This window comes from Aureimonas ureilytica (assembly GCF_001475935.1).
GTDB lineage: Bacteria > Pseudomonadota > Alphaproteobacteria > Rhizobiales > Rhizobiaceae > Aureimonas > Aureimonas ureilytica_A.
The window spans coordinates 51,592-74,774 of sequence record NZ_LDQA01000019.1 but is presented as its reverse complement, the minus strand read 5'-3'; the positions used below and the strand labels follow the sequence as shown (position 1 = coordinate 74,774).

Annotated in this window: 23 protein-coding genes; 12 read left to right on the top strand and 11 right to left on the bottom strand. The window is 69.1% G+C overall.

Features of this window, described 5'->3' with window-relative positions:
• Window positions 1-4: 4 nt before the first annotated feature.
• Window positions 5-796 (bottom strand): amino acid ABC transporter ATP-binding protein, encoded by a 792-nt coding sequence (locus NS365_RS07805; protein ID WP_058599717.1) that lies wholly within the window; start codon window positions 794-796, stop codon window positions 5-7.
• Window positions 797-1,253: 457 nt separating this feature from the next.
• On the opposite strand from NS365_RS07805, the gene NS365_RS07800 reads away from it, so the two are divergent.
• Entirely contained in the window at window positions 1,254-2,435 is a 1,182-nt protein-coding gene (locus tag NS365_RS07800; protein WP_058599780.1) for a M24 family metallopeptidase, read from the top strand.
• A gap of 96 nt (window positions 2,436-2,531) precedes the next feature.
• Here NS365_RS07800 and NS365_RS07795 read toward each other — a convergent pair whose 3' ends face one another.
• The 8 genes from NS365_RS07795 to pxpB are packed head-to-tail and all read right to left on the bottom strand — an operon-like array spanning window position 2,532 to window position 8,541.
• Window positions 2,532-2,945, bottom strand: a complete 414-nt coding sequence (locus NS365_RS07795) for a VOC family protein (protein ID WP_058599716.1) — start codon at window positions 2,943-2,945, stop codon at window positions 2,532-2,534.
• A gap of 35 nt (window positions 2,946-2,980) precedes the next feature.
• Window positions 2,981-4,147: a M24 family metallopeptidase gene (locus NS365_RS07790; protein ID WP_058599715.1), complete on the bottom strand. Its 1,167-nt coding sequence runs from the start codon at window positions 4,145-4,147 to the stop codon at window positions 2,981-2,983.
• 23 nt (window positions 4,148-4,170) lie between these two features.
• Entirely contained in the window at window positions 4,171-4,809 is a 639-nt protein-coding gene (locus NS365_RS07785) for a GntR family transcriptional regulator (RefSeq protein ID WP_058599714.1), read from the bottom strand.
• Window positions 4,810-4,819: 10 nt separating this feature from the next.
• Window positions 4,820-5,266 carry a hypothetical protein gene (locus tag NS365_RS07780; protein WP_058599713.1) on the bottom strand — a complete coding sequence of 149 codons (447 nt, stop codon included), beginning with the start codon at window positions 5,264-5,266 and terminating at the stop codon, window positions 4,820-4,822.
• Window positions 5,263-6,210 carry an NAD(P)-dependent oxidoreductase gene (locus tag NS365_RS07775; RefSeq protein ID WP_058599712.1) on the bottom strand — a complete coding sequence of 316 codons (948 nt, stop codon included), beginning with the start codon at window positions 6,208-6,210 and terminating at the stop codon, window positions 5,263-5,265. Before NS365_RS07775 ends, NS365_RS07780 begins: the two co-directional genes overlap by 4 nt.
• A complete protein-coding gene (locus NS365_RS07770; protein ID WP_058599711.1) occupies window positions 6,207-6,857 on the bottom strand; it encodes a GntR family transcriptional regulator in 651 nt (216 codons plus the stop codon). The genes NS365_RS07775 and NS365_RS07770 overlap by 4 nt, the downstream gene beginning before the upstream one ends.
• A complete protein-coding gene (locus tag NS365_RS07765) occupies window positions 6,854-7,822 on the bottom strand; it encodes a biotin-dependent carboxyltransferase family protein (RefSeq protein ID WP_058599710.1) in 969 nt (322 codons plus the stop codon). Before NS365_RS07765 ends, NS365_RS07770 begins: the two co-directional genes overlap by 4 nt.
• On the bottom strand, window positions 7,819-8,541 hold the full coding sequence (gene pxpB, locus NS365_RS07760) for a 5-oxoprolinase subunit PxpB (RefSeq protein ID WP_058599709.1): 723 nt from the start codon (window positions 8,539-8,541) through the stop codon (window positions 7,819-7,821). Before pxpB ends, NS365_RS07765 begins: the two co-directional genes overlap by 4 nt.
• A 145-nt stretch (window positions 8,542-8,686) precedes the next feature.
• Between pxpB and NS365_RS07755 the strand changes: the two genes are divergently transcribed.
• Window positions 8,687-9,460 carry a 5-oxoprolinase subunit PxpA gene (locus NS365_RS07755; RefSeq protein WP_058599708.1) on the top strand — a complete coding sequence of 258 codons (774 nt, stop codon included), beginning with the start codon at window positions 8,687-8,689 and terminating at the stop codon, window positions 9,458-9,460.
• Between the two features lie 24 nt (window positions 9,461-9,484).
• Window positions 9,485-10,339 carry a D-amino-acid transaminase gene (locus NS365_RS07750; protein WP_058599707.1) on the top strand — a complete coding sequence of 285 codons (855 nt, stop codon included), beginning with the start codon at window positions 9,485-9,487 and terminating at the stop codon, window positions 10,337-10,339.
• A 95-nt stretch (window positions 10,340-10,434) separates the two neighbouring features.
• Here NS365_RS07750 and mhpT read toward each other — a convergent pair whose 3' ends face one another.
• Window positions 10,435-11,643, bottom strand: a complete 1,209-nt coding sequence (gene mhpT / locus NS365_RS07745; RefSeq protein ID WP_058599779.1) for a 3-(3-hydroxy-phenyl)propionate transporter MhpT — start codon at window positions 11,641-11,643, stop codon at window positions 10,435-10,437.
• Window positions 11,644-11,809: 166 nt separating this feature from the next.
• Window positions 11,810-12,262 (bottom strand): MarR family winged helix-turn-helix transcriptional regulator, encoded by a 453-nt coding sequence (locus NS365_RS07740; protein WP_058599706.1) that lies wholly within the window; start codon window positions 12,260-12,262, stop codon window positions 11,810-11,812.
• Window positions 12,263-12,406: 144 nt separating this feature from the next.
• On the opposite strand from NS365_RS07740, the gene NS365_RS07735 reads away from it, so the two are divergent.
• The 9 genes from NS365_RS07735 (at window position 12,407) to NS365_RS07695 (ending at window position 23,084) form a co-directional block, all read left to right on the top strand.
• Window positions 12,407-13,819 (top strand): aldehyde dehydrogenase, encoded by a 1,413-nt coding sequence (locus NS365_RS07735; RefSeq protein WP_058599705.1) that lies wholly within the window; start codon window positions 12,407-12,409, stop codon window positions 13,817-13,819.
• Window positions 13,820-14,041: 222 nt separating this feature from the next.
• On the top strand, window positions 14,042-14,881 hold the full coding sequence (locus NS365_RS07730; protein WP_058599704.1) for a p-hydroxycinnamoyl CoA hydratase/lyase: 840 nt from the start codon (window positions 14,042-14,044) through the stop codon (window positions 14,879-14,881).
• 62 nt (window positions 14,882-14,943) lie between these two features.
• Window positions 14,944-16,440, top strand: coding sequence for an AMP-binding protein (locus NS365_RS07725; protein WP_082684495.1), 1,497 nt, complete (start codon window positions 14,944-14,946; stop codon window positions 16,438-16,440).
• Between the two features lie 59 nt (window positions 16,441-16,499).
• Window positions 16,500-17,675 carry a 4-hydroxybenzoate 3-monooxygenase gene (pobA, locus tag NS365_RS07720; protein WP_058599703.1) on the top strand — a complete coding sequence of 392 codons (1,176 nt, stop codon included), beginning with the start codon at window positions 16,500-16,502 and terminating at the stop codon, window positions 17,673-17,675.
• Between the two features lie 102 nt (window positions 17,676-17,777).
• Window positions 17,778-18,806, top strand: a complete 1,029-nt coding sequence (locus NS365_RS07715; protein ID WP_058599702.1) for an alpha/beta hydrolase — start codon at window positions 17,778-17,780, stop codon at window positions 18,804-18,806.
• Window positions 18,807-18,985: 179 nt separating this feature from the next.
• Entirely contained in the window at window positions 18,986-20,059 is a 1,074-nt protein-coding gene (locus NS365_RS07710; protein WP_058599701.1) for an aromatic ring-hydroxylating dioxygenase subunit alpha, read from the top strand.
• 23 nt (window positions 20,060-20,082) lie between these two features.
• Entirely contained in the window at window positions 20,083-21,060 is a 978-nt protein-coding gene (locus tag NS365_RS07705) for a PDR/VanB family oxidoreductase (RefSeq protein ID WP_058599700.1), read from the top strand.
• On the top strand, window positions 21,057-21,824 hold the full coding sequence (locus tag NS365_RS07700; RefSeq protein WP_058599699.1) for a GntR family transcriptional regulator: 768 nt from the start codon (window positions 21,057-21,059) through the stop codon (window positions 21,822-21,824). Before NS365_RS07705 ends, NS365_RS07700 begins: the two co-directional genes overlap by 4 nt.
• Window positions 21,825-21,902: 78 nt before the next feature.
• Window positions 21,903-23,084, top strand: a complete 1,182-nt coding sequence (locus NS365_RS07695) for an ABC transporter substrate-binding protein (protein ID WP_193753411.1) — start codon at window positions 21,903-21,905, stop codon at window positions 23,082-23,084.
• Window positions 23,085-23,183 lie beyond the last annotated feature (99 nt).

The following is a 23,183-nucleotide window of genomic DNA, read 5'->3' as shown; positions in this document are numbered from 1 at the left end:
GCGCTCAGGCTCCCTGCCGCCCCGCGCGGGGCAGATCGTCGTGCAGAATGCGGTGAAGGAACTGGCGCAGCCGGTCGCTTTCCGGGTGGCGCAGGATGTCGGGCGGCCCCTGTTCGGCCATCACGCCCTTGTCGAAGAAGACGACGCGCGAGGAGACGTCGCGCGCGAACGCGATCTCGTGGGTGACGAGCAGCATGGTCATGCCCTCGGCGGCGAGAGACGCCATCAGCCCGAGCACCTCGTGGACGAGTTCGGGATCGAGCGCGGAGGTCACCTCGTCGAACAGCATGAGGCGCGGCTTCATGGCCAGCGCGCGGGCGATGGCGACCCGCTGCTGCTGCCCGCCCGAGAGGCGGGCGGGGTAGCTGTCGCGCTTCTCGAAGAGGCCGATGCGCGACAGAAGCGCCTCCGCTTCCTCCACCGCCCGCGCGCGCGGAACTTTCAGAAGGCGGATCGGGGCGTAGACGACGTTTTCGAGGACGCTCTTGTGCGGCCAGAGATTGTAGCTCTGGAACACCATGCCCGCCCGCCGGCGCAGCGCCTGGAACTGCGCCGGCGTCGGATAGAAGCGGGACTCGGGGTCGAAGTCGAAGCGAAGCTCTTCGAAGTCGAGATAGCCGGATTGGGGAACCTCCAGCCCGTTGATCGAGCGCAGAAACGTACTTTTGCCCGATCCGCTCGCGCCGATGATGGAGACAACTTCGCCGGGCTGGACGCTCAAGGAGACGCCCTTCAGCACCTCGTTCTCGCCGAAGCTCTTGCGGATATCGCGAAGGGTGAGGATCGGAGCCGTCATAGGCGCCCCAGGCGGGCGGCGCCGTCCTGCGCCCGGATCGTCCGTCCGCCGGCGCGGCTCGCAAGGTCTGGGTGACGTCGTATCATAGGGACTCGGTCTCTCGGGTCGGGAGAGGGGAGGGCCGAAACGGGGAGAAGCGGCACGAGAGACGCTATTCGGTATACCAATGGAATTCAACAAGGAAAACCATTGATTTACGGCGGAATTTTTGGGCGGGTCGATGAATTCCTGGGCGCTTCGAGCCAAGAGTTTGGGCGGATCGGATTTCCGACCCCACTTCGCTCGACCGCCGGTTGACCGGAAGAATACCTTCGGTATACTGAAAAGAGCCGCGCTACGGCCGAAGGGCGCCGCGCGGCCGTCCGACAGCGCGCCCCCATGCGCCGATGCCAGGTGCCCGCCCGCCTGCCCGCGTACCCTGGGCGCACGCGAACCTTGAGCGATGGAGCCGCATCCCATGAGCCCCTATTTCCCGATCGACGAATACGAGACCCGCTGGGAGCGCGTTCTGTCGGAGATGCGCCGACGTGGGCTGGAAACCGCCGTGGTCTTCGGACGGGGCGGGGGTACGATGGATTCCTGCGGGGACGTTCTCTATCTGTCGAACCACTACGCGATCAGCGGCGGCATGGACTCGGCGATCTGGAGCGCGCGCTCCTTCGCCGCCGTGATCCTGCGCCAGGGCCATGCGCCGCAGCTGCATATCGACGAGCCCGAGGTGCGCTCCGACCTCGTTTCCGTGTCCGACGTGCGCGCCTCGACCCATCCGTTCCGCAGCGTCGCGAAATCGCTCGTCGAGGCCGGCGTGAGCGGGCCTGTGGCGCTGGTCGGAACGCACTTCATCCCGGTGAAATATTACGGCCAGCTTCTGGAGGAGGCGCCCGCCATCGAATGGGTGCCGACGGACGACCTCGTGCGTTCGGTGCGCCGCTACAAGAGCGCGCGCGAACTCGACGCCTATCGTATCGGCGGCGAGGGGGCGACGGTTGGGCTGAACCGACTGATGGAGGGGCTGATCTCCGGCCTGTCCGAAGAGGAAGCGGCGGGCGAGGCAGCGCGCGAGGTGGTGCGGCGCGGCGGCCGGCTCCAGATGATCGGCTGCAATCACGGGGCCACGCTCGGCTTCGACCAGCGGTTTCCGCTGACCGGTTACAGCGCCGACACGCCGCAGCCCGGCGACATGGTGACCGGCACGATCCACGCGGCCTTCTTCCAGGGCTACTATATGGACCCCGGCCGCACCGGTGTGCGGGGCCGCCCGACGCCCGACCAGCGGCGACTGATCGAGGCGGCGGCCGATATCGTCCAACGCCTTTCGGACATGACCCGGCCGGGCACCCGGTTCCTCGACGTCGCGGCGGAGGGCGACCGGTTGACCGCCGCCTTCGGCGGATCGGTCTCAGCCATCATGAAGAATTTCCCGTTCTTCGGCCACAGCATCGGCCTCGGCTTCGAGCTGCCGCGCATCTCCACCAGCATGTCGGACGCCGACGACATGGCTCATGCGGGCATGGTGGTCGGTATCGAGGCGTTCTTGTCGCTGGAGGGCGTCGGCGCGGCCTTCTACGAAGACATTCTGATCATCGGGCGGGACGGCAACGAGTTGCTGACGCGCTCGCCGCCGCACTGGTGGGCGTAAGAACCGACCCGGCGGAGTTTTCGGACGGGCTCTCGGAGCGCCTGACAAGCGCCGAGACGAAAGGGGCGGTCCGCGGCGTCCGCCCCGTTTCCTTCATCAGTGGGCGAAGACGCCCTCGAAATCCTTGAAGCCCTTGACCTCGATCGGGTTGCCGCTCGGGTCGAAGAAGAACATCGTGCGCTGCTCGCCCGGCTCGCCGGCGAAACGCACCACGGGCGGAATGTCGAAGGCGACGCCCGCTTCCTCGATCCGCCGGCTGAGCGCCAGCCAGTCCTCCAGCGGCAGGACGACGCCCAGATGCGGCATCATCACCATATGGTCGCCGACCCGACCGGTGCGCGTCACCTCGAAGGGCTTGCCGAGATGGAGCGAAATCTGATGGCCGAAGAAGTCGAAATCGACCCAAGTGTCGGTCGATCGGCCTTCCGCGCAGCCGAGGACGCCGCCGTAGAACCGGCGGGCCTCGTCGAGGTCGGTGACGTGATAGGCGAGGTGGAAGAGAGACCGCATACGGATTGGCTCCTGGGTTGGGTGAGAACGAGGGTTCAAAGGATTGCGCAGGCGCGCGGCAGGGACGAAAGGGGCTCGGCGCCCGTCGGCGTCACCACCACCGTCTCGGAGGCGCCGACGGTCCAGACGCCGTAGCTGCGCAAGGTGGCGGGCAGGTGGAACACCATGCCGGGCTCGATCGGGCGGTCAACGCCGGAAAACAGGCTGAGAAGAGCGCCTTCCCCCCAATCGGGCGCGAAGGCGATGCCCATGGAATAGCCGATGCGCTTGCGGAAGGCGGCCGTGTAGCCATCCGCGTCGATCACGCGTTGGGCTGCCTCGTGCGGGGCGGAACAGGGCGCGCCGGGGCGGATCGCGTCCAGCGCGGCATCCAGCGCGCGCAGCGCGCAATCCATCATGCGGCGTGCCTCGGCCGGCGGCGGGCCGATCCAGGCCGAGCGCATCAGGGCGGCGTGGTAGCGGGCGTGGCTTCCCGCCAGTTCCAGGAAGATCGGGTCTCCCGCCTCCAGTTGTCGCCGCCGCCAGGTCATGTGCGGCAAGCCGCTGCGAGGGCCGGAGGAGACGAGCGGCTCCATGGCCATCGCCTCCGAGCCGGCGCGCGTCGCCTCGCCCAGCATGGCGGCGGCGACCGCGTTTTCGTCGCTGCCGGCGCGGCAGGCTTCCAGGCCCGCCCGCATTCCGGCTTCGGCATAGGTCGCCGCGCGGCGGATCGCGTCGATCTCGGCGGGTGACTTCACCGCGCGCAGCGGCGGCAGCAGGGTCGAGCCGTCCGGCAGCGCTTCGAGCTTCAGACTCGCCGCGATCCGGGCGGCCAGCAGCGGCGAGACGAACCAGCCGCCCAGCTCCATCGCGGGACACGCGATGCCGAGCGCGCCGAGGAGCCTTGCCAGCGCCTCGGCCGGGTCTTCGCCGTCCTCATACGCGGCGATGTCGGCGAGCCATGTGTTGGCGACGGCCCCCGGCTTTTCGAGGCGGCGCACCAGAAGATGCGGCGCGCCATCGGTCGGGAGGATCAGCGCCTGAAAGGCGAAATAGCCGGCGGTCTGGCGTCCGGTCAGCCAGTAGATCGTCTCGGGGCTAGTGACGATCAGCGCCTCGAAGCCGGCCTCGCGCACGGCCCGTCCGGCTCGCGTCTGGCGCTCGGCGAACTCCGCTTGGCGAAAGGCCGCCTCCGAGCCCTGCATATGGGCAAATTCGTGCATGGTTCTCTCTGATAGATCGGGTGTCAGGCGCGTGCGAGCCACCCGAGGAAGCGGCTCTTGACGCTGTCGAAATGGCGCTCCATCGCGCTCGCCGCGCCCGGCGCGTCCCCCGCCTCCACCGCGTCGATGACGGCCAGATGCTCGCGCGCCTGCTCGGCGAAGCGATCGTGGGTGCGCGTGATGGTGCAGCGGCGCGCGATGGCGCGCATTTCGGTCAGCATGTCGGGCAGGAGCGTCAGGCCCGCCGCCTCGGCCACCGCGTCGTGGAAGCGGTCGTCGTCCAGCCAGAACTGGTCGAAGGCGGTGTCCCGCCCCTCGGCATAGGTCCGCATCACCTCGCGCGAGGCCGCCAGCGCCGGCGTGAAAGGCCGCCCGGCCGCCCGGGCAGCGGCCGCGCTTTCCAAAATGCGGCGGACCTGGACGATCTCCAGCAGCTGTTCCAGCGTGACGGGCTGAACCATCAGAACGCCGTTCGGCAGGCGGGTGATGACGCTTTCCTTCTCGAGGCGCGAGATCGCCGCACGCAAGGGCGTGCGCGAGATGCCGGAGGCCAGCGCGAGCGTGCGCTCGGTGAGAACCTCCCCGGTCGAGAACGCCCCTTCGAGGATGCGTTGCTTGATGTCGCGATAGGCCTGCTGGGCCAAGGTTTCCCGTTCGCTCATGCCCGGAACCTCAACATGCGCCGACCGCGCGGTGGAGCCCTTGGACGGCTTGCGCCGGATCGGCCGGGTCCATGCCCTCGTCCAGGGTGTGGCTTGCGTTCCCCTTCCGCCGACAGATCATCACCGCCTCCCGACCCGCCTGCGCCAACAGCGCCGCCGCGCGCACCCCTCCGGCCAGCCCGTCATCGACGCTGCCCATCGGCACGGTGTCGAGATGCGAGCCGACATGGATCGGCGGAGCCGAACGGTCGCAGCCGGGCAGGCGGGCGTCGAGATGGAGCGCCGCGTCGCGCGTCACCTCTAGGCCCAGCGCCGCGCATTCGTCGGCGATGACCGCATGCGCCTCGCTTTCGGCCGGGCTGTCGGAGCGGCGGGTGAAGCCGGAACCGCCCGCCCCGAGGGCGTTGACGTCCCAGAGGGCGCGCTCGACCGTTGTCGCGGCCCCATCGCCCGTCATGCCGACACCCCTTCTTCGAGATTCAGCGCCGTCGCGGGGCGGCGGCCCGACAGGGCTTCGAGGACGTTGCGCGCGGCGCCGAGCGCCACGCGCTCCAGCGCCTCGCCGGTGGTGCCGCCGAGATGGGGGGTGAAGATGACGCGCCCGCAGCGCCCGAGCGGGCCTGCCGGCGCGCCGTGCGAATAGACGTCGAGCCCCGCCGCGAAGACGCGCCCCGCGTCCAGCGCCCGCGCCAGCGCCGCCTCGTCTACAAGCCCCGCCCGCGCCGTGTTGACGAGGATCGCGCCCGGCTTGAGGGCGGCGAGCGCTTGCGCGTCGATCAGGTGATGCGTTTGCGGGCGGAGCGGGGTGTGCAGCGAGACGAGATAGGCTTGAGCCAGCCCCTCCTGGAGGCTTGCGCAGCGTTCGAAGCCGCCGAGATCGGCGACGCGCGGCGAGTGAACGAGGACGCGCATACCGAGCGCGGCCCTCAGCATCGCGCCGAGCCCCCGGCCCGTCGCCCCCCACCCGACGATCAGGGCGGTCTTCCCGGACAGCTCCACGAAGCGCTCGCGCTCGCGAAAGCCCGCCATGCCGTCCCGCTCGGCCCGGTCCGCCGCCGGAATACGACGCGCGGCGGCGAGCGCCAGACCCAGCGCCAGTTCGGAGACCGAGCGCGCATTGGCCCCCGGCGTGTTGCAGACGAGGACGCCGCGCTCGGTGGCCGCCGCCTTGTCCACCGCATCGTGGCCCGTTCCGTGCACGACGACGACCCGCAGCCGGTCGCCCGCCCGCATCGCTGAACCGGAGAAACCCGCATCGCGCGTGATCGCGGCCTCGCATCCCGCCACCAGACGCGCCACCGTTTCCATGTCGGGCGCGGGGCAGGGGATCGGCTCGACGCCGTTGTCGCGCAGCAGCGACAGGCCCGCCTCGTGGATCGGCTGGACGATCAGACACTTCATGCGGCCGCTCCCTCGGAGCCCGGCGCCTTTTCCAACCGAAGCAGGATCGCGTCCCGGGCGTGGTCGATATGCGCGCCCATCAGTTGCCCTGCGCGCTCGCCGTCGCCCGCCCGCAGGGCTGCGATAAGGCCGAGATGCTCCTCGCAGCTCAGGCGGAAACGTTCGGGAACCTGGGTATGATCGAACATGCAGGTGCGCCGGCGCAAATCCTCGATCGTCGCCAGCATGGTGCGGCTGCCCGACGCGAGGGCCACGGCGCGGTGGAGGTCGTCGTCCACCCGGCGCTGCTCGTCCTCCTCGCCGGGGCCTTGGCCGAGCAGCCGCTCGACGCGCGCGGCCAAGGCGTCGAGGACTTGCGGTGCCAGCGACACGGCCTGCCGGGCACATGCCGCCTCCAGCGCGGCGCGCAGGAAGAAGATTTCCTCGACCTGAGGGCGGGTCAGCCTGCGTACCTTGAGGAAGCGCCCTTCCTGCGCGGCGAGCCCTTCCGCCTCGATCCGCTTGATCGCCTCGCGCACGGGGGTCCGCGACATGGCGAGAGCATCGCCGAGCTTGGCTTCCTGCAGCGTGTCGCCCGGCGCGAGAGCGCCGGACAGGATCATGTCGAGAATCTTCCCATAGGCCTGCTGGGTCAGCCGCTGGCTCATCGCATGCCTCCTTTCGCTCGGGGCGGCCGTTTTTCCTCCAGCGCGTCGAGACAGTGGCCCAGTTCGGCGCGCGCGACGATCAGGGCGTCCTCCGCCTCGGCCTGCGAGACCGCGCGGAAGCGAACATGGCGTCCTGTCGGACGCTGCGCCAGGCCAGGCAGGTCGACTGATGCGAGGGTGGCGATCTTGGGATAGCCGCCGGTCGTCTGCCGCTCGGCCATCAGCACGAGCGGGCGGCCGGAGGCCGGCACCTGGATCGATCCGGCGCAGGTGCCGTCCGAGACGATGTCGTGTCCGCCCCCGGCTGCGAGCACCGGTCCGTCGAGCACCTGGGCCATCCGGTCCCGGGCGCTCGAAAGGATGAAGGGCGCGGACAGGAAGAGGCGCAGCACCTCGGCGCCGAAGCGATCGTCCTGCGGCCCCGGCACGACGCGCAGAGTGCCGGCTGGGCGCTGGCGGAGGGGACGGCGCAGGGCCAAGAGAGGGGCCGGGGCGGCGCGCCCGAGTGGCAGGCGGTCCCCGGCCTGGAGCCGGCGCCCGGCGTGACCGCCGATGCCGCTGCGCAGATGGGTCGATCGCGAGCCCATGACGGGAGGAACGTCGATACCGCCCGAAAGGGCGAGATAGCCCCAGACGCAGCCGCGCAAGGCTCCGATGGTCAGGACTTCGCCGGGACACAGGTCGTGGCTTTCCCAGGCGTGAAGCCGTTCCTCGCCCCTGCGGATGTCCATGTCGCCGCCCGTCACCGCGAAGCGCACGGGGCCGGAGACCTGGAACCGTCCACCAATCCCGGCGAATTCCAGCGCTGCGGCGTTCGGCTCGTTGCCGACGAGCGCGTTGGCGATGCGAAAGCTCGGCGGGTCCATCGGCCCCGCGCCCGAGACGCCGGCCTGAAGCCAACCCTTGCGGCCGAGGTCTTGAACCGAGGCCATCGGACCGACCTGCAGGATGTCGAGCGCGCTCACAGCGGCACTCCGGCGATCGGCTCGCCCTTCGCCACGGCCCGCTCCAACGCCGCGCCCTCCTCCGGCCCGATGGGGCGGAAGCGGACGCGATCGCCCGCCCGCAAGAGGCAGGGCTCCGGGCGGGCGGGGTCGAAGAGGCGCAGCGGCGTGCGGCCGATGAAGCGCCAGCCACTCGGGCCGGCGACGGAATTCACGCTGGCCTGCCGCCCGCCGATGCCGATCGAGCCGGCCTCGACGCGCTGGCGCGGCACCGACAGACGCGGCGTGTGCAACGCCTCCGGCAGCCCCCCGAGATAAGCGAAACCCGGGGCGAAGCCGATCATGTGCACGCGGTAGTGCGATCCGGCGTGCAGGGTGATCAGCGCGTCCGTCGTCATGCCCTTCATCGCGGCGAGATCGTCGAGGTCCACCCCGGCAGAGCCACCGTAGACCACGGGCACCTCGAACTGCCGCCCTCCATCGGGGGCGGGCGCGAGCCTTTCGAGGCGATCCAACAGAAGAGGCGCGAGATCCCCGCCACGTCGTACCGCCGGATCGTAGTGGACGAGAAGCGCGCGATAGGTCGGAACGACGTCCTCGACGCCCGCAATCGGATCGACGGCCAGGCTGTCGGCCAACGCGATGACGCGCGCGTTGACGCCCTCGTCGATCGTGTCCGAGAGTTCCACTGACAGGGCGCTGTCGCCGCAGGCCAGGATGCGTGGAAATCGGTGAGGCATGCCGCGAGCGTCGTCTCCCTGATCGGCCGTCGGCCACCGCCATGGGCCGTGCTTGGCCCTTGCTCTTTCAGTATACCAATCGTATGTCGGAGGCAAGGATGCTGGGCCGCAAGCTTCGGACGCGGCGGTGGGGCGGGACCGGGATATGCGCACGATCGATCTCAACTGCGACATGGGCGAGAGCTTCGGTGCATGGACGATCGGCGACGATGAGGCGATGCTCGACCTCGTGACCAGCGCCAACGTCGCCTGCGGCTTCCATGCGGGCGATCCGTCGGTAATGCGTCGAACCATCCTGTCCGCCAAGGCGCGGGGCGTGTCGGTCGGCGCACACCCCTCCTTCATGGACCTCTACGGGTTCGGACGCCGGCGCATCGCGGGCGAGCGGTCGGAGGATCTGGAGGCGCAGGTCGTCTATCAGATTGCGGCCATGCAGGGCATGGCGGCGGCCCTGTCCTGGCCGATGACCCACGTCAAGACGCACGGGGCGCTCGGCAACATGGCCGCCGAAGACGCCGAGCTCGCCGCGCTCTGCGTGCGCGCGATCATGGCCGTGGACCCCGATCTCGTCTTCGTCACCCTGCCTTACTCCAAGACCATGGAGGCCGCGCAGAAAGCGGGCCTGCGCACGGCCTGCGAGGTCTATGCCGACCGCACCTATGACGAGACCGGCATGCTCACCTCGCGCCAGCGCGAGGGGGCGGTGATCCATGAGGTCGAACGCAGCGTCGATCAGGTTCTCGCCATGGTCGAGGGAGGCTTCATTCCGACGCTCGGCGGCGGGCGTCTGCCCGTCGAGGCCGACACGATCTGCATCCATGGCGACACGCCGGGCGCGGTCGGCACCGCGCGCGCGCTTCGGGCAGCGCTGGCGGGTCATGGCCTGTCCTTCGCCCCCTTCGCCGCCCCGCGCCGCTGACGCCCGCGCTTCCCGGAGATCATCATGACACGCACGGTCTACCTCAACGGCGACTGGCTGCCCGAAACCGAGGCCAAGGTCTCCGTCTTCGATCGCGGTTTTCTTTTCGCCGATGCGATCTACGAGGTGACGGCGGTGATCGGCGGCAAGCTGATCGACTATGCCGGCCACGGCGCGCGGTTGCGTCGCTCGCTGGAGGAACTCGCCATCCCCTGTCCCTTGTCGCAGGAGGCGCTGCTCGCCGTCCATCGCGAAATCGTTCGGCGCAACGCGCTCGAGGAAGGGCTGATCTATCTCCAGATCTCGCGCGGCGTGGCCGACCGGGATTTCGCCTTTCCCAAGGGCGCCGAACCGACGCTCGTTCTGTTCACGCAGGCCAAGCCCGTCCTCGACAATCCGCGCACGAAAACCGGCCTGTCGATCGCCACGATGCCGGACTGGCGTTGGGAGCGCCGCGACATCAAGACCGTCCAACTCCTCTATCCTTCCATGGCCAAGATGGAGGCGATGCGGAGAGGGGCGGACGACGCCTGGCTCGTCGAGGACGGGTTCGTCACCGAGGGCAGCGCGGCGACCGCCCATATCGTCACGAAGGACGGCGTCCTCGTCACGCGGCCCCTGTCGAACGCGATCCTGCACGGGATCACCCGCGCCAGCATCCTCGACCTTGCCCGCGCCGAAGGGATCGCGGTGGACGAGCGGCCCTTCACCGTGGCCCAGGCCAAGGAGGCGGCCGAGGCCTTCATCACCTCCGCCACCAATTTCGCCATGCCCGTCGTGTCGATCGACGAAGCGCCGATCGGCTCCGGCCGCCCCGGTCCGATAGCCGCCCGGCTGAGGGACCTCTACATCGCGGATCGGCTGGCGACGGCCCTTTGACTGCACGCTGGCCGTGAATTCGGCCGGCCGATCCTCGCCGCGCTTGCGCGCTTCGGAGCGTCGACCGGCCGAGGCCGAGATGATCGATCCCCGGCTCAGGCCCGGATGGCGCTCGGGACTTTGTCTCGGCTGATGATGAGGGCGACGGTCGTTGCTCCGCAGAGCGCGGCGATCGGCAGCAGCGCGTAGAGGAGTTGCTGCGGGCCCATGCCGCTCGCCAGCAGCCAGCCGGCAAAGAGCGGGCCGGCGATCGACCCGAAGCGCCCGACCGAGACGGCCAGTCCGACGCCGACGCCGCGCACTTCGAGCGGGTAGCATTGCGGCGCAATGCCATAGAGCAGCGCCTGTACGCCAATCAGCGTCGCGCCGACAAAGGCCCCGGTCACGAGCGCCGCCGCGACATTGCCCGCCGGAACCATGGCGAGAAGCGCGATCGCCAGCATCAGCCCGCCGAAGCAGAGGGCGGCTGACAGGGCGGGCCGTCGGCTGTCGAGGAAGCGGCCACCGAGGATCGCGCCCAGGGATCCGCCGATATTGAAGACGATCTGGACCAGCGAGGCCGTGCCCCGGGTAAAACCGAGCGAGACGAGGATCTGCGGCAGCCAGTTGAGCAGAAGATAGACGACCACGAGGCCGAAGAAGAAGGCGGTCCAGAGCAGCAGCGTCTGCGCCAGCGCGCCGCTGCCCAGAAGCACGTCGCGGCGGCGGGCCGATCCCTTGGCGGTGCGCGTCACGCGGAACGGCGCCATCCATGCCAGGAGCGGCACGATCAGGAGAAGCGGCAGGATGCCGCCCACCACGAAGATCGACCGCCAGTCGTCATGCAGGCCCACCATGGCGACGAGGCTCGCCAGCGCACCGCCCAGCGGCACGCCCGCATACATGAAGGCGACGGCCCGGCCGCGCCGCTCGGGCGAGACGGATTCGGCCGCGATGGCGATGAGATTGGGGAGCGCGCCGCCGAGGCCGACGCCCGTCAGGAAGCGCATGAGAACGAGATGTTCGAACGTGCCGGCAAAGGCGGTGCCGATCGAGAACAGGCCGAACACGGCAAGCGACAGCGCAAGGCCGGTGCGCCGCCCCCAGCGATCGGCGATCACGCCGCCGCCGAGCGCGCCGAAGACGAGGCCGAAGGTCGCGGCCGAAAAGAACAGCCCCATCTGATCGGGCACCAGCCCGAAGGCGGGCACGAGCTTGGGCGCGGCGACGCCCGCGGCCTGAAGGTCGAAGCCTTCGATGATCGCGGCGAGAAACACGAGCGTGAGCGCGCGCGTCCCTCCACGGGCATGAGTGGCTGATGTCATGATCGTCTCCTCCCAGAGGCCGCTTGTGCGGCTGTCATGCGTTCGCTCGGCCCGCTCCCGGCATCGCTCCCAAGCGAATGCCGCCTCCATGGGCGGGCCGAAGCCTCGTGAACCGTTTCCTCCGGCGGCTGGGCGTCTCGGCCTCGTCAGGCCGCGCCCGCTCGCGTCAGACGTCTTTCCAGATGCGCGACAGGAGGCCGCGAAGCGTCTCGCGCTCGTTCGATGTCAACGCGCCGAACGTGCGCTCTTCCTGTGCGAGTGCGCGCTCGCGCCAGTCGGCCACGGCCCGAGCACCCAACGGGCTGAGATGCAGGCGCTGGATGCGCTGGTCCTCGGCATCGGCGCGCCGTTCGATCAGGCCGCGTCCGTCGAATTCCGCCAGCATGGGCGCGAGATTGGCCCGCTGGAGCCGCGCCTGACGCCCGATCTCGGCGGCCGTGATGCCCGGTGTCTCCTCGATCAGGCAGAGCACCGTAAAGGAGACCGGCTTGATCTCGTCGCCCAGCGCTTCGGCAAAGCCCGCCAGATCGAGGATCGAAGCGCGGCGCAGATGATAGCCGAGAAGATCGTCCAGCACGGGACGCGCCATCAGATCGATCTTGCCGGCCTTCGTTCCCATTCCCGCTCCCGCTCCGATTTTCGAAATCGACCGCCGCGACCTCTTGCCAGATCAATACCGTTATGAAATATAGCAGTCAATCGCTATTTCAGATAGCAATATCCGAGGACTTCGGGAGCCTCGGATGTCTGGGGAGGAGACCAGATGAGTGCCACCGGAAACCTGTTTCGCCGGATGAATCCGATCAGCGGCGAGGTTGCGAGCCAAGCGCCCGCGCAGACGCCGGACGAAGCGCGCGCCGCCGTCGATATGGCCGCCAAGGCCATGCCCGCCTGGGTCGCGCTTGGGCCGAACGCGCGCCGCGCCGCGCTCCTGAAGGCCGCCGACGCGCTCGCCGCCAAGGGCGACGCCTTCGTGGCCGCCATGATGGCCGAGATCGGCGCGACGGAGGGCTGGGCGCGCTTCAACGTGATGCTCGCCGCCTCCATGCTGCGTGAGGCCGCCTCGCTCACCACGCAGGTTTCGGGCGAGGTCATCCCGTCCGACAAGCCGGGATGTCTCGCCATGGCCATCCGCGAGCCGGCGGGCGTCGTGCTCGGCATCGCGCCCTGGAACGCGCCGGTGATCCTCGGCGTGCGGGCGCTCGCGACCCCGCTCGCCTGCGGCAATGCCGTGGTGTTCAAGGCCAGCGAGCTGTGCCCGCGCACGCATGGGCTGATCGTGGAGGCGCTGGCCGAGGCAGGCCTGCCGGACGGGCTGGTGCAGCTCGTCACCAACGCGCCCGAGGATGCGAGCGAGGTCGTCGGCGCGCTGATCGACCATCCGGCCGTGCGCCGCGTCAACTTCACCGGCTCCACCGCTGTCGGGCGCATCGTGGCCGTGCGGGCCGCGCAGAACCTCAAGCCCTGCGTGCTCGAACTCGGCGGCAAGGCGCCACTCCTTGTTCTGGAAGATGCCGATCTCGACGAGGCGGTGAAGGCCGCCGCCTTCGGCGCCTTCTTCAACCAGGGCCAGATCTGTATGTCGACCGAGCGGCTCATCGTGGTCGATACCGTGGCCGACGCCTTTGTCGAGAAGTTCACCGCCAAGGTGCGAACGCTCGCAGCCGGGAACCCGAGCGCGGGCAAGACCCCGCTCGGCGCGGTGGTGGACCTCAAGACGGCCGACAAGCTGAAAGCGCTGGTCGAGGACGCCGTGTCCAAGGGCGCGCGCGTGGTTGCGGCCGGGGAGGCGGAGGGCGTGCTGGTGCCCGCCCATGTCGTGACGGGCGTCACGTCAGATATGCGCCTCTATTCCGAGGAAAGTTTCGGCCCGGTGGTCGCGGTGATCCGGGCGCGGGACGAGGCGGACGCGATCCGCATCGCCAACGACAGCGAATACGGCCTGTCGGCCTCCGTCTTCACCCGCGACGCCGCGCGGGGCTTGCGTGTCGCCCGGCAGATCCGCTCCGGCATCTGCCATGTGAACGGTGCGACGGTGCATGACGAGGCGCAGATGCCCTTCGGCGGCACCGGGGCGTCGGGCTACGGCCGCTTCGGCGGCAAGGCGGGCATCGCCGAATTCACCGAGCTGCGCTGGATCACGGTGGAGACCGAGCCTGGCCACTTCCCGATCTAAGAGACTGTTTCGAAAGTCCGCCGGGTCGGCTCGACGGTTCTTTTCGTCCAGGCCGTCGTTGCCAATGTCAGCCGATGCCGACCTAGCATCGACTGCGTTTGGCGCCTTGGCCTGAACCGAAAATCTTGCGCCGATCCTCCGCCGGGAACTTCCGAAACAGTCTCTAGGCTGCCCCGCGCGCACTCTTCCGAAATTCCGACAGTCACGAAGGACACGACGCTCATGAGCGAGACCGTGAACACCACCGACATCGTCACCGCCGAGATCGCTGATGGCATCGCCTGGGTGCGCTTCAATCGGCCTGAAAAGCGCAACGCGATGAGCCCCGCGCTCAATCGGCGCATGATGGAGGTGCTGGACGAGCTGGAGTTCCGGCAGGATGTCGGCGTGCTCGTCCTCACCGGCGAGGGCAGCGCCTTCACGGCGGGGATGGACCTGAAAGAATATTTCCGCGAGACGGAGGCCAAGGGTCTGGCCGGCGTGCGCCAGAGCCAGCGCGAGAGCTATGGCTGGTGGCGGCGGCTGCGCTGGTATCAGAAGCCGACCATCGCCATGGTCAATGGCTGGTGCTTCGGCGGCGGCTACGGCCCGCTCTTCGCCTGCGACCTCGCCTTCGCGGCCGACGAGGCGAAGTTCGGTCTGTCGGAAATCAACTGGGGCATCCTGCCGGGCGGCGGGGCCACCAAGGTCGCCGTGGAACTCATGCCCTTCCGGCAGGCCATGTATCACGCGATGCTGGGCGAGCCGATCGATGGGCAGAAGGCCGCCGCCTGGGGCCTCGTCAACGAGAGCCTGCCGCTGGAACGCCTGAAGGAGCGGGTGACGGAGGTAGCCAAGGTGCTGCTCGCCAAGAACCCGGTCGCGCTGAAAGCCACCAAGGACGCCGTGCGCCGCGTCGGCATCATGGCCTATGACGAGGCCGAGGATTACCTCGTGCGCGCCCAGGAGGCGGCCAACTCCTTCGACAATGAAGGCCGCAAGGAAGGCATCCGCCAGTTCATCGACGAGAAGGCCTACAAGCCGGGTCTGGGCGCCTACGACAAGACCAAGATGCAGGGCTGACGACGGTTCGCTGTTCGTCGGTTCGCTCTTCGACGGTTCGACTGGGAGGGAGAACCCAAATCATGCAAGACTGGATTGCCCCCGATCCGGTGGGCCTGCACGCGCAGGCGCGCCCGGAGAAGACCGCCCTGGTCGATCTGGCGACCGGGCGGCGCTGGACCTATTGGGCTTTGGACGAGGCGATCGGGAAGGCTTGCGCCGCGCTGGACGCGCTCGGCCTGCGGCCGGGCGACCGGCTCGCCGCCATCGCCCGCAACTCGGCCGATCTCGCGATCGCGCTCAAGGCGTGTCTGCGCTCGGGCGTCATCTTCACGCCGCTGAACTGGCGTCTCGCCCCCGCCGAGCTGGACGCGATCCTCGCCGACTGCACCCCGACGCTGATCCTCACGGACGGCACGGCCGTGGGGTTCACTCCGCCGGAGAGCGCTGGGGTGCTGGAGGTCAGCGCCTTCACTGCGCGGTGCGAGGCGGCGGCGCCGGCCGTGCGCGGCCCGGCGCGCGATGCCGGCGAGCCCTGCGTCATTCTCTACACATCCGGCACGTCGGGAACGCCCAAGGGCGTCATTCTGACGCCGCAGACGCTGTTCTTCACCGGCGTCAATTTTGGCGTGCTCGGCCATGTCACGTCGGACTCGGTCTTTCTCGCCGAGTCCCCGATGTTCCACGTGATCGGGCTCGTCACCTCCTTTTGGCCGCCGCTCCTTCAGGGCGGCACGGTGCTGGTCTCGCCGGGCTTCGACCCCGCCACCACCAATGCAAGGCTCGCCGATCGCGCGCTGGGCATCACGCATTACTTCTGCGTCCCTCAAATGGCGGCGGCGTTGCGCGATGCTGATGGATTCGCCCCCGAGAACTGGTCGCTCAAGGCGCTCTTCACCGGCGGCGGGCCGAACCCGCCCGCCAACATTCGATGGTGGCTGGACCGGGGCGTCGCGATGGTGGACGGCTACGGCATGACCGAGGCCGGCACCATCCTCGGAATGCCGCTCGACCCCGCGCTGATCTCGGCCCATGCCGGGGCGGTCGGGCAGGCGGGACCGGCAACCGCGATCCGCATCGTGGATGCCGGAGGGCGGGACGCACCGGACGGTACGGCCGGGGAAATCCTCGTGAAGGGCCTGCACGTGACGCCGGGCTACTGGAACCGGCCAACTGAGCGCGAGAGCGCCTTCACGCCGGACGGCTGGCTGCGCACCGGCGACATCGCGGTGCGCGACGCGGACGGGTTCGTCACGATCGTCGATCGGCGCAAGGACATGTTCATTTCGGGGGGCGAGAACGTCTATCCCGCCGAGGTCGAGTTCGCCCTTACCGAGCATCCCGGCGTGTCCGCCGCCGCCGTGCTCGGCGTGCCGGACACCAGATGGGGCGAGGTCGGGCACGCCTTCGTCATCCTGGAGCCGGGCTTCGCGGGCGGCGGTGACGAGCTGCGCGCCCATTGCGAAGCGCGGCTCGCCCGCTTCAAAGTGCCCAAGACGTTCCAGATCGTGAACGAACTGCCCCGCACCGCGACGGGCAAGATCCGCAAGAACCGGCTCCGCGAGAGCCTCGTGCCCTGACCGGCGCGCCGAACCCGCCCGAAGACGCACCGCGCCGCCGCAGCCCGTTGGGAGACACCATGCGCACACAAGTCGCCATCGTAGGAGCCGGCCCCGCCGGTCTCATTCTCGCCCATCTCCTCCATGCCAGCGGCATCGAGGCCGTCGTGATCGAGCGCCAGACCCGCGCCTATGTCGAAGGCCGGGTGCGGGCCGGCGTCCTCGAACAGGGCACGGTGGACTGCCTCACCAAGCTCGGATTGGATGAGAGGCTGCGCCGGGAGGGGCTGCGCCATTCCGGCACGCACCTCTCCAGCGACGGCGAGGACTTCCGCATCGATCTCGAAGCGGCTTCCGGCGGTTCCTGCGTCACGGTCTATGGCCAGCAGGAGGTGACGCACGATCTCTTCGAGGCGGCCGAGGCGCGCGGGCTCACGATCCTGTTCGAGGCGGATGAGGTGCGCCTCCACGATATTGAAACGGACAGGCCCGCCGTCACCTGCCGCACGCCGGCCGGCGAGCATCGCCTCGATTGCGACTTCGTCGTGGGCTGCGACGGGTTTCACGGCGTCTGCCGCGCGGCCATCCCGGCCGACATCCTGCGCCATTTCGAGCGGGTCTATCCGTTCGGCTGGCTCGGCATCCTGACCGAGCGCCCGCCGGTCGCCGAAGAACTGGTCTATGCCAGCCACGAGCGCGGCTTCGCGCTCGCCTCCATGCGCTCTCTGATGCGCAGCCGCTATTACATCCAGTGCGACATGGACCAGCGGCTGGAGGACTGGCCGGACGAGCGGATCTGGGACGAACTGGCGCTCCGCCTCGGACCGAGCCTCGGCGAGCGGCTCCAGCGCGGGCCGTCCTTCGAGAAGAGCATCGCGCCGCTGCGCAGCTATGTCGCCGAACCCATGCGCTTTGGCCGCCTGTTCCTCGCGGGCGACGCGGCGCATATCGTGCCCCCGACGGGCGCCAAGGGGCTCAATCTCGCGGTGTCGGACGTTTCGATGCTGGGCGAGGCGCTGGCGGAGTATTACGCCGAGCGCTCGGTGGCGGGGATCGACGCCTATTCGACGCGGGCGTTGGCGCGCGTCTGGAAGGCCGAGCGCTTCTCCTGGTGGTTCACCTCGCTCACCCATCGCTTCCCGCAGACGGGCGCCTTCGAGCGGCGCATGCAGGTGGCAGAGCTCGACTATCTCCGCACCTCGCCGCGCGCGCAGGCGGCGTTCGCCGAAAACTACGTCGGCCTCCCGCTCATCTGAACCCGCTCGCCGGTTCGTGGGTTCAGCCGGGTATCGAAACCCGCTCGCCCTCTCGCGAACAGGCCGCGCCCGGCCTCTATCGACCCCAAAAGGTGAGCGACCATGAAAGTGATCTGTCTTTTGACGAGCTTGAGCTTGGGACTTGCCGCACAGCCCGCGCTGGCCGCTTCCGCCGACACCACCTTGCCCGGCTATACCGAGGGCGCGGAGGTGATCCGCGTCACGGGCGATAGTCCGCAGATCGACGAGATCGGCGGCGTGGTCTATGCGCAGGTGCGCACGATGCGCGCCAACCGGGCGCTGCGCATGACGCTTCTCGTGCCGCGCACCCCCGATCTGAAGCCCGCCATCCTCTATGTGCCCGGCGGGGGCTTCACGACGGCGGATTACGAGAAGTTCTTCGAAATGCGCTCGAAGCTGGCCGAGGCCGGTTTCGTCGTGGCGGCGGCCGAATATCGCGTGGTGCCGAGCGTCTTCCCCGCGCCTTTGGAAGACGGCAAGGCGGCGGTGCGGTATCTGCGCGCCCATGCGGCCGACTATGGCATCGACCCCCAGCGGATCGGCGTCCTCGGCGATTCCGCCGGCGGCTGGCTGGCGGAGCTTCTCGCCACGACCGGCGGCGAGACAGCCTATGACACGGGCGATTTCCTCGATCAGCCCTCCGACGTGCAGGCCGCCGTTTCGCTCTATGGCATCTCGGACGTGCGCAATATCGGCGAGGGCTTTCCGCCCGAGCGGGATAAGGTTCACGCCTCGCCGGCCGTCACCGAAGCCCTTCTCGTCAACGGCCCGGCCTTCAACACATTCCCGGGCGCTCCGGTGACCAGCGACCCGGCCAAGGCGCTGGCGGCGGGGGCGATGGGCCATCTCGACGGGAAGAAGCCGCCGATGCTCCTGATGCACGGCAGCGCCGACACGCTCGTCTCGCCTGTGCAAAGCCAGCAACTCTTCGAGGCGCTGCGCGCGCGCGGCAATCCGGTGGATTACGTGCTCGTCGAGGGCGCGGCCCATGGCGATCTCCCCTGGTATCAGCCCGCGCTGATCGACCGCGTGACGGCTTGGTTCAAGAAGACGCTGGGTGAGCCGATCAAGGGCGCGGCGGATCAGTCGGGCGCGTCTTCGCGTCTCTGAGCCCTGCGGCGGTCGGGGCGTCCCGGCCGTCGCCTCCGCTGTATACAGGCCACCGCGAATTCATCTGATATCGCACAGTTCCAGCTGAATTTTTTGGCTTGGTTAGAACTGTTCTTGCCGACTGCCTACCCGATCTGTATACAGGTCGTGTTCCATCGTTCTGGGAGGATGTGATGGGAATGAACGCCGCCTTTCCGCTCAACGCCTGGTATGCGGCCGCTTGGTCGCACGAGGTCGGCCGGGCGCTGTCGCCGCGCAAGATCTGCAACCGCGACATGGTCCTCTATCGCAAGGAGGACGGGACGGTCGCCGCGCTGGAGGACGCCTGCTGGCACCGGCTCCTGCCGCTGTCGCTCGGGCGCCTCGAAGGCGACACGGTGATCTGTGGCTATCACGGCCTCGCCTTCGACGGCACGGGGCGCTGCACCCACATGCCGGCCCAGCGCACCATCAACCCTTCGGCGCGCGTGCGCAGCTATCCCGTGGTCGAGCGCCACCGGCTCCTCTGGGTCTGGCCGGGCGACCCGGCGCTTGCCGACCCCGCCCTGATGCCCGACTTCCACTGGAACGACGGCACCGACTGGGTGGGCGCGGGCGGCAGCTATTACGGCTTGAAGGCGAATTATCGCCTCATCATCGACAACCTCCTCGATCTCACGCACGAGACCTATGTCCATGCCGGCTCGATCGGCGACGAGCATGTGACGCAGACGCCCTTCGACGTGACCCATACCGACCGCAAGGCGGTGGTCACGCGCTGGATGAAGGGCATCGAGCCGCCGCCCTTCTGGGCGCGCAATCTCGGCAAGCCCGGTCTTGTGGATCGCTGGCAGATCATCAACTTCGAAGCGCCCTCGATCGTCGCGGGGGACGTCGGCGTCGCGCCCGTCGGCACCGGCGCGCCGGAGGGCGACCGCTCGCAAGGCGTCAACGGCTTCTTCCTCGCCGCCATCACGCCCGAGACCGACGGCTCCTGCCACTATTTCTGGAATTTCGTGCGCAGCTTCGCGACCGACGACGAGGCGCTGACGCAGCGCATCAACGTCGCCCATGCCAACCCGGAGCGCACCGGCCTCTACGATCAGGACGTGTTCGTTCTGGAAGCGCAGCAGGCGGCGATCGACAACAATCCGCGCACACCCTTCTACAATCTCAACATCGACATGGGCTCGCTCTGGGCGCACCGGCTGATCGACCGGATGGTGCAGGCCGAGCGGCCGCTCGAACCGCTGGCGGCAGAAGCGGCGGAATAGCCGGGTCGGGGAGGGCAGGGCTCATGGCCGAGATCGACGACTGGATGCGCGCGCGGGTGCGCGCCGTGCGGGACCTTTCGCCCGACGTGCGGATGCTGGAGATCGAGCCGCCGCCGGGGCGCTTCGTGCCGCCCTCGCCGGGCAGCCACCTGCGCTTTTCGCTGGAGATCGCAGGCCGCCCGGACCGGCGCTCCTATTCGGTGGTCGGCCCCTGCGAGGACGGCGTCTGGCGCATCGCCGTCAAGCGCCTGCCCGACAGCCGGGGTGGCTCGCGCCACATGGGCGCGCTGGAGGCAGGCGCGCACATTCTCGTCAGCGGCCCGCACAACCATTTTTCCCTGTCGCCCGCCCGGCCTGCCTATCTGCTTCTGGCCGGCGGCATCGGCATCACGCCGATCCTCTCCATGGCGCACGCGCTTCAGCGCAAGGGCGCAGCGTTCCGCCTGCTCTACGCCGCGCGCAGCCGGGCGGACGCCGTGTTGGCGGACGAGTTGCGCGAGGCGATCGGCGAGCGGCTGGAGCTTTATCTCGACGAGGAAGGCCGGCGGATCGACCTCGACGCCGCCTTCGCCACGCTGCCGCCCGGCGGCGAGGCCTATGTCTGCGGGCCGATCGGCATGCTGGAGGCCGCGCGCCGGGCCTGGGCGCGCGCTGGGCGACCGCCAGAGGAGCTGCGCTTCGAGACCTTCGGCAATAGCGGCGCGCATGCCGCCGAGCCCTTCCGCATCACGATCCCGCGCCTCGGGCGCGTCGTCGAGGTGCCGCGCGACCGCACGATGCTGGAGGCGCTGGAGGCGGCGGGCGTCGAGATGATCCACGATTGCCGGCGCGGCGAATGCGGCATCTGCGCGCTCGACATCGTGTCAGTGGAGGGCGAGGTCGATCATCGCGACGTGTTCTTCTCCGACGAGGAGAAGGCCGGCAACGCCAAGCTCTGCACCTGCGTCTCCCGCGTGGTGCGGGGCGATATCGTCCTCGACACGCCCGACCGTTTCGAATGAGCGCTCTAGCCGACGAGGGTGCCGAGCCGTCGCTGTCGCAGACCGTGCGCGCGCTGCTGGCGCTGCGCGAGGCGGTGCTGGAGGGCGCGCTGCAGCCGGGCGAGCGCATCTCCGAGCCGTCCATGGCCAAACGCATCGGCCTCTCGCGCACGCCCATCCGCGCCGCCCTGATGCGGCTGGAGGAGGAGGGGCTTCTCGACGCGCTTCCGACCGGCGGCTACGCCGTGCGCGCCTTCACCGAAGGGGACATTCTCGACGCGATCGAAATTCGCGGTGTTTTGGAAGGAACGGGCGCGCGGCTTGCCGCTGAGCGGGGCGCTTCGCCCGAGCTTCTGGCGCAAGCGCGCGCGTGCCTCGCCGAGATCGACGCGCTGATGGCCGAGGACCGGCTGCCCGGCGACGGGTTCCAGGACTACGTGCCGCTGAACGCGCGCTTTCACGCGCTGCTTCTGGACCTCGCGCAGTCCCCCACGCTCGCCCGGCAGATGGAGCGGGCGACGGCCATTCCCTTCGCCTCGCCCTCGGCCTTCGTCATGGCACAGTCGCAGCTCTCCGAGGCGCGCACCATCCTGACGCTGGCGCAGGAGCAGCACCGCGCCGTGATCGAGGCGATCGAGCACCGCGAGGGCGCGCGGGCCGAAAGCCTGATGCGCGAACACGCCAAGCTCGCCATCCGCAACCTGCGGCTTGCGCTGGAAAACCGCCGGGCGCTCGGCCTCGTGAAAGGGGCTTCGCTGATCCGGCTCAGGCCGCCGGACAGCTGACAACACCGGCGCGCGAAGGGCGGGGAGGCCCGGCGTGATGCCCGCAACCACAAGACGACGCACGGGAGGAAACCCATCATGATGAAACGCCGCCAAGTCCTGAAGACGCTTCTGATCTCGGCCGCGCTGATGCTGCCGGCTGGCGCGGCGCTCGCCGCCGATGCCGTGAAGGTCGGGCTGATCCTGCCGATGACCGGCCCCTTCGCCTCGACGGGGCGGCAGGTGGAGGCCGGCGCCAAACTCTATATGGCCGAGCATGGCGACGAGGTGGCGGGCCATAAGATCGAGCTGATCCTGCGCGACGACACGGCCAATGCCGAGCAGACGCGCCGTATCGCGCAGGAGCTGGTGACGCGCGAGAAGGTGCAGGTTCTGGCGGGCTTCGGCCACACGCCGCTCGCCATGGCGGCCGCGCCGCTCGCGACCCAAGGCAAGGTGCCGATGATCGTGATGGCGGCTGGCACCTCGGTGATCACCGAGAAGTCGCCCTTCATCGTGCGCTCCTCCTTCACCCTGCCGCAGGTGACGGAGCCGCTGGCCAAATGGGCCAAGGACAACAAGATCGAAAAGGTGGTCACGCTGGTTGCCGATTACGCGCCCGGCCTCGACGCCGAGAAGGCCTTCTCCGACACGTTCACCAAGGCGGGCGGGCAGATCGTGGAATCGATCCGCGTGCCGCTCGCCAACCCGGACTTCGCACCCTTCCTCCAGCGCGTGCGGGACGCGAAGCCCGACGCCGTATTTTCCTTCGTGCCGTCGGGCGTCGGCTCGGCCCTGATGAAGCAGTTCGACGATCGCGGCCTCGCTCAGGCCGGCATCCGCCTGATCGCGACCGGCGACGTGACCGACGACGACCTCTTGAACAAGATGGGCAAGGCGGCGCTTGGCACGATCACCACCCATCATTATTCCGCCGCGCACGATTCGCCGGAGAACAAGGCTTTCGTGAAGGCGTTCGAGGCCGCGAACGGGGGAATGAGGCCCAATTTCATGGCCGTCGGCGGCTATGACGGCATGGCCCTGATCTACGAGGCGCTGAAGAAGACGGGCGGCGACGCCAAGGGCGAGGCGCTGGTGAACGCGATGAAGGGCCTCAGCTGGACCAGCGTGCGCGGCCCCGTCTCCATCGATCCCGAGACACGCGACATCGTCCAGACCGTCTATTTCCGCGAGGTGAAGGAACAGGACGGCCAGCTCTGGAACGTCGAGTTCGATAAGGTCGAAGCGGTCAAGGACCCGGTCAAGGCTGCGAAGAAATAGGCGTCGTGCCGGGCGGGGCCGAAGCGCGCCGCCCCGATCCGCCCCATGGGGCCGGCCCGCGCGGGGCCGCCCCGCTGCCCGTCCCGGCCAACCGGAGCC